We start from the raw sequence: 9,092 nt of genomic DNA on the forward strand, positions 1-9,092 counted from the left end.
CGGTCGAACCGGCTGCGCGCCTCCTGGATCTCGGGAAGATGCGCGAAGGCCCATGTCCCCAGGGCCATGACCGGAACGTGCAACGAGCGCCCGAGGTCCGTCAGCTCGTAATCGACCCTTGGTGGGATGGTGGGAAACATCGTGCGGGTCACGAGGCCGTCTCGTTCGAGACCACGCAGCGTGAAGGTCAGCATGCGCTGCGAGATACCGCCGATGATCCGCTTCAACTCGTTGAAGCGCCGCGGCCCGTCGCTGAGCGTCATCACGACCAGGACGCTCCACTTGTCGCCGATGCGCGACAGCACCGAACCGACGAGGCGGCAATCGTGCGAGCCGGGATCGATGGGTTCGGCGGTCACTTCGATGTGCCTGAGTTCCAAGACTGTGCCTCCTTGCGAAGCGACGCAATCGGTCATCTATAGCGCCTCGGTACAAGTCTGATACCAGGAACCGAACATGAAACTCCTTCACGTCGACGGCAGCATCCTCGGCATCCACTCCGTAAGCCGGACCATCTCCGCTGCGATCGCGGATCGGCTCAAGGCCGAGATGCCCCAGCTCAAGGTCACCGATCGCGACCTCGCCGCCACTCCGATCCCGCACCTGTCCGGCGCCACCCTGGCGGGCCAGCAGCCGAACGCCACGAACACCCCCGACGTGCAGCACGACGTCGCCCTGGGCGTTCAGGTCCTCGACGAGTTCCTCGCCGCCGATATCGTCGTGATCGGAGCGCCGATGTACAACTTCACCATCTCCAGCCAGCTCAAGGCCTGGATTGATCGCATCCTTGTGGCGGGCAAGACCTTCCGGTACGGCGAGACCGGCGCGATCGGCCTCGTCGGCGACAAGCGGGTCATCGTCGCCCTGGCGCGTGGCGGCTTCTACGGCGCTGACACGCCGCAGGCGGCGGCCGAGCACGCAGAGACCTACCTGCGCACGGTGCTCGGCTTCATCGGAGTGACGAACCCCGAGATCATCGTGGCGGAGGGGATCGCGGTCGGTCCAGAGTTGCGCGAGACGGCGCTGGCCGGTGCGTTGAAGGCGGTGAGCGAGCTTCGCTCCGCCTGACTTTGGCATCGAATCCGGCCCGCGACGCGCCGCTGCGGCTCGCCGCAGGCCGATGGTGACTATGCGGTCGGCGTTTGGGCGATCGCGGCCGCCAATGTGTCGGCGAAGCCGTCGGCACCCGCCTTCCAGGACGGATAATCCGAGCCGTAGCAGGTCATGACCCGGTGGAACTGCTTGTGCGCCGCACCGAAGGCGGTGTCGTGCAGGCCGCAACGGTTGAAATAGCGCCCGATCTCGCAATTGTCGGGGTTCTTGGATTTCTCCTTCCGGGCGACCGGAAGCGGCTGGTGCATGAGGATCCGGCAGGTCTCCACCACCATGAGGTGGCTGGCGAAGCTACCGAGCAGCGATCTCGGCGAGCGCGTCGCGACGGGAACCTTGTAGCTGTCGAGCCAAGGCCGGACCTGGTCCGCCGGCATCGGCCGCGCGATGCCGTAGCCCTGCGCGAACTCGACCCCGAGGATCATGAGCGCGTCGAGGATCTCCGCGGTCTCGACCCCTTCGATCACCAGTGCCTTGCCGAGGCCGCGAGCCAGGGAGAGGAGGCTGAGCACGAATTGCAGGTCGTGCGGCGCCTTGGCGAGTCCTCGCACGAAGCTCTGGTCGAGCTTGAGGATGTCGACCGGCAGGGTCTTGATGTCGATGAGGGACGAATGCGCTCTGCCGAGATCGTCGAGGGCGACGCGAACGCCGAGCCGTCTCACCCGGGCGATGGCCTCGATCATCCTGGCCTCGTCCTCGATGATGCCCTCTTCGAGAAATTCCAGCACGAGGCCGGAGCCCTGGTAGGCGTGGGCGTCGAGAATCTGCGTCAGCGACGTCAGGAAAGCCTCTTCGAGGAAGAGGAAGCGTTCGACGTTCACCGAGATCGAGAGGCCCGGCTCCGGGCCGGCGAATCCCTTCATCGCCGCCAGGGACTGGTCGAGCATGGTCTCGAACAACCAGAGGCGGTCGGCCCGGGGAAGGCCGGCCAGGAAATCGGCGTGGGGAGCGCTCGCCCCGTTCTGCATGAGCCGGGCCAGTGCCTCGAAGCCGGAGACGCAGCCGTTTCTGAGATCGACGATCGGCTGGAACACCGGCCGGATCGGCAGTCCCGGCCGCTGCTTGAGCAGGGCCGGCAGCGATCTGCGTCGACGTCCGGGCGCCGAAGTGGTGAAGCGGGTCAAGGAACCCATGTTCCGATCTTGGCGGGAGACATGCTGTCGGGCGCGATCCGTTGGCTGCGACCGACGCGATCGACGTCCGAGCGCTTCGCCAACGATGACGGCACGTCCTTAAGACGCCGTTACGGACGAGCCTCCATGCGACCTGCGGTTGGACTCGGGCCCTTCAGGCGGCAACCGCCTTGAGGAAGCGGTCGATCTCGGCCTCCAGGCCGGCGGCGACGGTCTCGACGGCGGTCGCGGTGTCCTGCACGCTTCCCGCCATGGTGGCCGTGCGCTGGGAGGCGTCGGTGACCGTATCGAGGTCGCGGGCGATGGCGACGGAGGTTCCAGCGGTCTCCGCGGCATTGCGCGAGATCTCGCTGGTGGCCGCACCCTGGGCGGTCACCGCGTCGGCGAGGTCGGCCGTGGTGGCGCTGATCGTCGCCATGCGCCCCGTCACCCGGCCGATCGCCTCGACGGCGGTGCCGGTCGACAATTGAACCGATGCGATCTGGCTCGCGATCTCGTCGGTGGCCTTGGCGGTCTGGCTGGCGAGCTGCTTGACCTCGGAGGCGACCACGGCAAAGCCCCGGCCCGCCTCGCCGGCTCGCGCGGCCTCGATCGTCGCGTTGAGCGCCAGGAGGTTGGTCTGGGCGGCGATGGCACGGATCAGGCCGACGACGTCGCCGATGCGCTGTGCCGTGGTGGCGAGTTCGCCGATCTGCCGGTTGGTCGCCGCCGCCTCGCCGAAGGCGCCCTCGACCTCGCGCTTGGCCTCAGCGATCCGGGCGCCGATCTCGCCGATCGAGGCCGAGAGCTGCTCGGCCGCGCTCGCCACGGTCTGAACGTGCGAGGAAGTCTCTCGCGAACCGTCGGATGCGCCCTCGGCGGCGCGACGGGCATCGTGCGACAGGGACGCCATCTCGGTGGCGCGGCCGCGCATCGTGGTCATGCGTTCGGCCAAGGACCGTACGGCGTCGGCGGCCGTGTTGCGGAAGCGCGCGATCTCGGCATCGAGCCGGACACGCCGTCCACGCTCGTCCGTCGAGGCGACGCGCTGGTCGGATTCGAGCAGGCGCGCCTGCCGGCTGGTGTCGAGGAGGCCGTCGAGGGCCCTGGCAACCGAGCCGATCTCGTCGCGCCGCGACAGGAAGGCGATCGGGCTGTCGATATCGCCCGCGGCCAGCTTCTCGGTCCGGTCAGCGATGGCGGCGAGGGGGCGTAGCAGGCGCAAGGCCGCGAAACCGACGAGCAGGCAGGCCAGCAGCGCGACACCGAGGGCGGTCCAGCCCATGGTCGTCATGGTGGAGTTGTAGAGGGCGTTGTAAGCCTCGAGAGGAAGGCCGACGAAGAGGATGCCGTTGACCTTGCCGGCCCCGTCGAGGGTCGGCTGATAGACGGTGAAGAAATCGCGCCCGAATAGGGTCGCCCGTCCGCGATAGGTCGTGCCTGCGCGCATCTTGGCCTGGGCCGGATGATCCGCGGCCAGCACCGTGCCGACGGCGCGTTCCCCGTTCTCCTTCTTCACCGTGGTGATGCGGCGGACGAAGGCGTCGCGGCCGGCATCGTAGGCGAAGACCGTGGCCGTGCCGCCCGCATAGGCGACCGCCATGTCGACGACGGAGGTGTCGGACAGGTTGGCGAGGCTCGGCGCCTCGACGGTCGCGACCCGGTCGCCGTCGAGCTTCAGCCTGCTGCCGTCGACCCGTCCGTCGAAGACCAGCGCAAGCGTCCGCAGATGCCGATCGCCTTCCTGCTGCTGCCGGAGATCGAGCTGCGTCGCGACCTCACGCGCCGTGGCGAACCAGAGCAAGGCGGACATTCCCGCCATCGCGACCGCCGCCAGAAGGATGATCTTGGCCGTGAGGCTGCGAAAGGATGGCATCGGGGGGACCGCAAGGAGGACCGCCCTCCGTCGCATAGAAAAAGCAGAAAATATCTAAAGCTAAGTTGACGCGCCGCGGCGACCAATCGTTTGCGGTAAGAATTCAGATGGACCAGACTTCGCCCGGCCGCATGGCCTTGAAGGAAAGCGTCCCGCTTTGCTCCGCGCAGGCCGCGGCAAGTGCCTCCACCGGCCGCTCGATGCCTTCGTCTGTGAGGCGGAATGTTCCCCAATGGTGCCCCAGAGCCTGGTTCGCGTCGAGCAGGATCGCGGCTTCCACTGCATCGGCCGGATTCAGGTGCTGGCCCTTCATGAACCAGCGCGGCTCGTAGGCGCCGATCGGCAGGGTCGCGAGTCGAGCGGGGCCGAATCGCGTCCTGGCCGCTCGGAAGATCGATCCGTCGCCGAGGCCGGTATCGCCGGAATGGTAGTGGACGCCGCTCGGGCTGGTCAGCACGTAGGAGCACCACAGCGCCATGCGGCGGTCATTCAGGCCCCGAGCCGACCAATGGTTGGCCGCGACGAGATGCACGGTGACGCCGCCGCCGAGATCGACGGCCTCGTCCCAGTCCTTGGCGACGACGTGCATGGTGTCGTCGTAGCTGCGCAGGATCGTGTCGTTGCCGAGCGGCGCCACGATGAGGGGCTGCTGTTCCTGCCACAGCCGCGCCATCGTCGGCCCGTCGAGATGGTCGTAATGGTTGTGGGTGATCAGGACCACGTCGATCGGCGGTAGCTTGTCGAAGGGGATACCGGGCGAATTGGCCCGCTTCGGCCCGGCCAGGCTCACCGGGCTCGCCCGCTTCGCGTAGACCGGGTCGACCAGGATGTTGCGGCCCGCCACCTGGAACAGGTAGCTCGCATGGCCGATCAGGGTCACGCGCAGGCCGTCGACCCGCTGCGGCGGCGTGTCGGAATAGGGGCTCGGAAATCGCGCCGGCCAGGCTTCGCCCGAACGAGCGAGTTGCCAGCGCACCACCTCCATCATCGTCTTGTCCGCCGATTGATCGGGGGAATGAAAACGAACGCCGTCGAAATGGTCGCTGACCGGACCGTCGTAATAGGGATTGCGGTGGCGACGATGGGCGGCATAGCCGACGCCGCCGAGGGTCATGACGGTGGCGGCACTCATGGCCGCGATCAGGCTTCGCCGTTTCATCAGGAACGAGATGGCCGCGCGCTCGGCTCCGTCAAGCCTCGCCTGACGCGGGACCGCCGCCCGACGCCGGTTCGAGTGCCCCTGCAGCCACGGCGAGTTCGGCAGCCAGGGCGCGGATCTTCTCGTGCGCCGCCCGCTCGACCTCGGCCTTCGAGCGGTTCTCGGTCGGGACCGTCACGACGCCGGTGATGCGCCCGTGCTGGGCGAGCAGGGTGAAGTTGAACCGACCCAGTCGCGAACGACGGACGAGATAATGGTGCGGCAAAGGGCGAACCTCACCTTGGGATCCCGGTCAGCCTCCCTACGGCGCGCCGGCCGGAAAGGTTTCAGGACGCGCCGATGGAGCGCCCTCAGGAACGCCAGCGCAGCTCCTGCCGCAGCAGCGGATTGCGGAAGTCCCGTCCCTCGGCCTGCGCCGCCAGGGCCTCGCGCTTCAGACGGAAGTACCATTGCGAGGGCAGGTCGCCCTGCCCGAACAGCACCATGGTCGGCTTGCGATCGAGGCCGGCCTGCGCGTACTGGAGCACCTGCTGATCCTGCGTCAGGAACTGTCGCATCAGCACCCGGGCGACGGGCTTCAGGAGGTTGAGCGCCGGCACGTTCCAGTAGAGGGCATTGGTCAGCATCGTGCGGTTGCGGCCGAGGGGAGTCGCGAAGGTGTAGTTGGCGAGGCGCTTCGCCCCCGCCTCGATTCGCTCGAGGCGCGATCCCGGCAGCCGGAACTCGATCTCGACCTCCGGAGCTCCGCCGAGCAGCCGGTAGACCGGCGAGCTCGTGGCCGTGCCGTGGCTCGTCATGGTGAAGCCATGGGGCGTCGGCGAGAAGGTCTTCACCTTTTCGCACAGGGTCTTGGACGGACGGAACCACCAGGAATCGTGGACGAAGGCGACGTGGCCGGGATCGACCAGGCTCAGGGTGGTGAGATCGAAGGAGGCCTCCACCACGAGTTCGACCACGACACGTCCGGCCGCCTTGAAGCCGAGGTCGGGCAGTGCCGGCACGTCGACGCCGTCCTGCGGGCCGAGATGGACGTTCACCCAGGCGAAGCCCGCGCTCTCCCGGACGGGAAAGCGCTGGATCGCGATCTTGGAGAAATCCGCGGCATCCGATGCGGACAGGGTCGGCACGTCGCGGCAGCGCCCGTCTGTGCCGAAGCGCCAGCCGTGAAACGGACAGGTCAGCCCACCGTCGTCATAGCGTCCCTTGGACAGGGCCATGCCGCGATGAGGGCAGCGGTCTCGCAGGGCGAAGAAGTCTCCGGATGCGTCGCGTCCCATGACGAGCTGCTCGCCGTCGAGCTCCACCGCGCGCAAGTTCTTCGGCGAGAAGCTCTCGGATCGGCCGACGCAGTACCAGGCATTGGCCAGCGGCTGGCGCATGGCGTCGGGATCGAGCGCCGCCTCGGGCTCGGGTGCGAGCGGCCTGATCGGGTTCGACAGCATGATCGGCTCTACGGGTCCGTCGGTCGGCATGAAGGTGTGCCCTCATACGCTCAGGCCGGAACGGGAGCCACCCGCGCGGTCCCTGCCAGCGGCGAGAGAGCGCAGTCGACGGCGGCGGGCTTTTCAAACCGGGATTCGCCACATACCTTCGCATCATCGCAACGAACGAAAGGAGGTGATCCAGTGTCTCATTGTCATCAGCCGCTCTCTCCGGCTCACCGGACCTGGACTGTCGCCTCCGGCGCGATCGATTAAGCGCCAGAGCGTCCCGTAAGGGTTCGGCCGGACGCGTGAAGCGGTTCGGCAATGGAAGGGCCGCCCGAGTGATCGGGCGGCCCTTCGTCGTGTCGGGAGTCGTCTCGGCGTTCTTGCCGTTCAGCGCTTCTGGAACAGGGGCTGGGCCAGGGCCTCGGCGCGCGCCATCCAGAGGTCGCGCTCGGCGCGGATCTCGTTGAGCTCGTCCATCTCGTCGTCGATATGCGCCCGCAGGTCACGCAGTTCCTGGGCGAGGATGGCCTGGAGCTCGTTGTAGCGATCGCCCTCGATGCGCAGCTTGGCCTTCAGCATCATGTTCTCGGCCATGAGGTCGGCGACGTCGCCGTCGGCCTCCGGAGTGCCCGCATGGTGCGCGCCCGACGGTGTCGATGCGGAGATGGGAGGAGCGACGACGCGCGGCGACCAGGCCGAGGCCGCCTGCTGGGCAGAAATCTTCTCGTCACGCTCCGGCGCGGGTCCGGCCGGCCCCTCTCCCGGCTGGCTCGTGGCCGCCTTCATCGCGGCGAGCCAATCGCGCAGGGGTCCGGGAGCCGGGCGAGAGGGTATGTCCTGGCTGGGGTAGTGACGGGCGGCTTCCGACATCGCTGTGTCCTCGCGTTCTGAAGGCATACGATCAAAACATACTTAACGAACCGTAAAGAGCCGTGCGTGACCTTCACGCCTCGGAAGGATGTCGCCGTCGTCGAGGCGCCGCGCCTGGGCCTCGACGGGCATTGCTCTGGCGGTAGGGACGGTCACGAACCGCTGAACCAGTTGTAGCCCTGGTCCTCCCAGTAGCCACCGGGGTGATCGTTGGTCACGGTGATCGCCATGATATGCTTGGGATTCTTGAAGCCGAGCTTGGTCGGGATGCGCAGCTTGACCGGAAATCCGTATTTCGGCGGCAGCGGCGCGCCGGCATAATCGAGGGCCAGGATCGTCTGCGGGTGCAGGGCCGTGGCCATGTCGATGCTGGAACGATAATCGTCGCCGCAGGTGAAACCGACATAGGCCGCCTTCGTGTCAGCCCCGATCCTCTCGAGGAAGGTCCGGAACGGCACCCCCGCCCATTGCCCGATCGCGCTCCAGCCCTCGACGCAGATGTGCCGGGTGATCTGGCTCTCCTGCGGCAGCGTCCGCAGGGCGTCCAGAGTCCAGGGCGTCTTGTCCGCGATGCGCCCGGCCAACGCGAGTTTCCAGGTGGCCCCGTCGATCACCCGGACCTTGCTCTCGGGATAATAGGCGTTGAAGGGGAAATCCGGCGTGATCTCGGCGGCCGTGTAGGTCGGCGCGAGCCGGGTGCCGCTGAACAGGACGGCCTGGACACGGTCGTTGAAGCGCGAGATCGCGCCGAGCGCCCGCTCGATGCCCTCGTTGTCGCTGATGGAACAGCCCGACAGCAGGGACACGGCACCGAGCGAGAGACCGCCGCGCAGGAGGAGCCGGCGTTCCACGTTGATCAGATCGGACTTGTGATCCTTGAGCGAGAGGCGTGGGCGGGCCTGGATGGGGTCGATGCTCATGGCTTCACCGTGGTTTTGTGGCCGAGCCGGAGGTCGCGGCCGATGATCATCGCGGGGAGGGTTCGGGGCACCAGGATCACGAGCGCCAGATGGATCACGGTGAAGCCGACGATGCCCGCCATCGCGGTGAAGTGGACGAGACGGCCGCCTTCGTAGCCGCCGAACACGCTGGCGAGTTCCTGGAACTGGACTGGCTTCCAGATCGCCAGTCCTGACAGCACCACGATGACGCCGAGGACGAGGACGACCACGTAGAGAAGCCGTTGGACCGCGTTGTAGGCACCGACGACGTGGGGCAGGCGGAACGTCGCCGCGGCCACGGCGTCACGGACGATCTCGGACGGGCGCAGGGGCAGGAAGTGCCGGCGGAAATGGCCGGAGGCGAAGCCGGAGACGACGTAGACGAGACCATTGGCCACGAGCAGCCACATGCCGGCGAAGTGCCATTGCAGGGCGCCGCCCAGCCAGCCGCCGAGGGTGAGGGCCTTGGGGAAGGCGAAGCCTTCGAAGAGCGGCGAGGCATTGTAGATGCGCCAGCCGCTCGCGATCATGATGAGCATCGCGAGCGCGTTGACCCAATGGGTGATGCGCACCACCCGTGTATGGATCACGGGA

10 protein-coding genes are annotated in these 9,092 nt (G+C 67.4%); 1 reads left to right on the forward strand and 9 read right to left on the reverse strand.

Annotated features, from left to right (window positions below; genetic code table 11):
• The coding region (locus ACFE7U_RS10535; protein WP_375409675.1) for a winged helix-turn-helix transcriptional regulator at positions 1–380 on the reverse strand (380 nt) is incomplete at its 3' end.
• 76 nt (positions 381–456) lie between these two features.
• On the opposite strand from ACFE7U_RS10535, the gene ACFE7U_RS10540 reads away from it, so the two are divergent.
• On the forward strand, positions 457–1,068 hold the full coding sequence (locus ACFE7U_RS10540; RefSeq protein WP_375409676.1) for an FMN-dependent NADH-azoreductase: 612 nt from the start codon (positions 457–459) through the stop codon (positions 1,066–1,068).
• A gap of 59 nt (positions 1,069–1,127) precedes the next feature.
• Here ACFE7U_RS10540 and ACFE7U_RS10545 read toward each other — a convergent pair whose 3' ends face one another.
• The 8 genes from ACFE7U_RS10545 to ACFE7U_RS10580 all read right to left on the reverse strand — a co-directional run bounded on the left by ACFE7U_RS10545 (position 1,128) and on the right by ACFE7U_RS10580 (position 9,088).
• On the reverse strand, positions 1,128–2,243 hold the full coding sequence (locus ACFE7U_RS10545) for an EAL domain-containing protein (protein WP_375409677.1): 1,116 nt from the start codon (positions 2,241–2,243) through the stop codon (positions 1,128–1,130).
• Between the two features lie 154 nt (positions 2,244–2,397).
• Positions 2,398–4,098, reverse strand: coding sequence for a methyl-accepting chemotaxis protein (locus ACFE7U_RS10550; RefSeq protein WP_375409678.1), 1,701 nt, complete (start codon positions 4,096–4,098; stop codon positions 2,398–2,400).
• 103 nt (positions 4,099–4,201) lie between these two features.
• Positions 4,202–5,257, reverse strand: coding sequence for an MBL fold metallo-hydrolase (locus tag ACFE7U_RS10555; protein ID WP_375409679.1), 1,056 nt, complete (start codon positions 5,255–5,257; stop codon positions 4,202–4,204).
• Positions 5,258–5,288: 31 nt separating this feature from the next.
• Positions 5,289–5,522, reverse strand: coding sequence for a hypothetical protein (locus ACFE7U_RS10560; protein ID WP_375409680.1), 234 nt, complete (start codon positions 5,520–5,522; stop codon positions 5,289–5,291).
• Positions 5,523–5,607: 85 nt separating this feature from the next.
• Positions 5,608–6,699 (reverse strand): Rieske 2Fe-2S domain-containing protein, encoded by a 1,092-nt coding sequence (locus tag ACFE7U_RS10565; RefSeq protein WP_375409688.1) that lies wholly within the window; start codon positions 6,697–6,699, stop codon positions 5,608–5,610.
• Positions 6,700–7,074: 375 nt separating this feature from the next.
• A complete protein-coding gene (locus ACFE7U_RS10570) occupies positions 7,075–7,557 on the reverse strand; it encodes a hypothetical protein (RefSeq protein WP_375409681.1) in 483 nt (160 codons plus the stop codon).
• 152 nt (positions 7,558–7,709) lie between these two features.
• Positions 7,710–8,477, reverse strand: coding sequence for a molybdopterin-dependent oxidoreductase (locus ACFE7U_RS10575; protein WP_375409682.1), 768 nt, complete (start codon positions 8,475–8,477; stop codon positions 7,710–7,712).
• Positions 8,474–9,088, reverse strand: a complete 615-nt coding sequence (locus ACFE7U_RS10580; protein WP_375409689.1) for a cytochrome b/b6 domain-containing protein — start codon at positions 9,086–9,088, stop codon at positions 8,474–8,476. The genes ACFE7U_RS10575 and ACFE7U_RS10580 overlap by 4 nt, the downstream gene beginning before the upstream one ends.
• Positions 9,089–9,092: the final 4 nt, after the last annotated feature.

It is taken from the genome of uncultured Methylobacterium sp. (assembly GCF_964251405.1).
Lineage (GTDB): Bacteria > Pseudomonadota > Alphaproteobacteria > Rhizobiales > Beijerinckiaceae > Methylobacterium.

Excerpts from the sequence above, each read along its gene's own strand:
- ACFE7U_RS10540 (WP_375409676.1), top strand. The coding sequence starts at position 457 with ATGAAACTCCTTCACGTCGACGGCAGCATCCTCGGCATCCACTCCGTA.
- ACFE7U_RS10545 (WP_375409677.1), bottom strand. The coding sequence starts at position 2,243 with ATGGGTTCCTTGACCCGCTTCACCACTTCGGCGCCCGGACGTCGACGC.
- ACFE7U_RS10555 (WP_375409679.1), bottom strand. The coding sequence starts at position 5,257 with ATGAAACGGCGAAGCCTGATCGCGGCCATGAGTGCCGCCACCGTCATG.
- ACFE7U_RS10550 (WP_375409678.1), bottom strand. The coding sequence starts at position 4,098 with ATGCCATCCTTTCGCAGCCTCACGGCCAAGATCATCCTTCTGGCGGCG.
- ACFE7U_RS10565 (WP_375409688.1), bottom strand. The coding sequence starts at position 6,699 with ATGCTGTCGAACCCGATCAGGCCGCTCGCACCCGAGCCCGAGGCGGCG.
- ACFE7U_RS10570 (WP_375409681.1), bottom strand. The coding sequence starts at position 7,557 with ATGTCGGAAGCCGCCCGTCACTACCCCAGCCAGGACATACCCTCTCGC.
- ACFE7U_RS10575 (WP_375409682.1), bottom strand. The coding sequence starts at position 8,477 with ATGAGCATCGACCCCATCCAGGCCCGCCCACGCCTCTCGCTCAAGGAT.